Source organism: Streptomyces phaeochromogenes, from assembly GCF_001418655.1.
GTDB lineage: Bacteria > Actinomycetota > Actinomycetes > Streptomycetales > Streptomycetaceae > Streptomyces > Streptomyces phaeochromogenes.
Map to the genome: position 1 here is coordinate 551 of NZ_LIQZ01000600.1, position 856 is coordinate 1,406.

At 71.1% G+C, this 856-nt stretch carries 1 protein-coding gene and 1 pseudogene; both read left to right on the top strand.

Features of this window, described 5'->3' with window-relative positions; translation table 11 throughout:
* A pseudogene (locus tag AOK17_RS53255) lies at window positions 1-304 on the top strand (site-2 protease family protein); the annotation flags it as partial.
* A gap of 112 nt (window positions 305-416) precedes the next feature.
* Window positions 417-856 (top strand): tRNA (adenine-N1)-methyltransferase (locus AOK17_RS46505; RefSeq protein ID WP_425424699.1); only part of this gene is annotated, 440 nt, incomplete at its 3' end.

Genomic DNA, 856 nt, shown 5'->3' on the forward strand with positions numbered 1-856 from the left:
GGGCGCGCGCGCCCTGGTCGTGGTCGATCCCGACGGCGAACCCCTCTCCCTGGTCCGTGAGGCCGCCATCGTCGGCGTACCGGAACACCGCCGTCCCTGGGTCGCCGTCAGCGGTCTCGCCCAGGACCTGACGGACGGCATGCGGGTCTCCGCCGAACTGGCCGGCGAGGACCTCCTCGACGCCCTGCGCGCGGCCCCCGCGACCGAGTACCTGGTGGTGGAGGACTCCGGCGAGATCTACGGAGTCCTGTCGGCGGCGGACGTGGAGAAGGCGTTCGTGAAGGCAATGGCCCGCCCCAGCTGAAGCCCTGTAAGGGGCGCGNNGCCCAGCCACGACGGACCCGCGGTGTTCCACGGCCCTTCAGCCAAGCCCCACCGCGGTCGGAGCGCCCCGCAGGGACCGGTAGGCTGTTCACATGTCCGAACCGACCGGTGCCGCCCGCCGACGTGGGCCCTTCAAGGTCGGGGACCAGGTACAGCTGACCGACCCCAAGGGCCGCCACTACACGTTCACGCTCGAAGCGGGGAAGAACTTCCACACCCACAAGGGTTCCTTCCCGCACGACGAGCTGATCGGCTCTCCCGAGGGCAGCGTTGTCCGCACCACGGGGAACGTCGCCTATCTGGCGCTGCGCCCCCTGCTCCCCGACTACGTCCTGTCCATGCCCCGCGGCGCCGCCGTGGTCTACCCCAAGGACGCGGGGCAGATCCTGGCCTTCGCCGACATCTTCCCCGGCGCACGCGTCGTGGAAGCGGGCGTGGGCTCCGGCTCGCTCAGCAGTTTCCTGCTGCGCGCCATCGGCGACCAGGGCATGCTGCACTCCTACGAGCGCCGCGAGGACTTCGCCGAGATCGC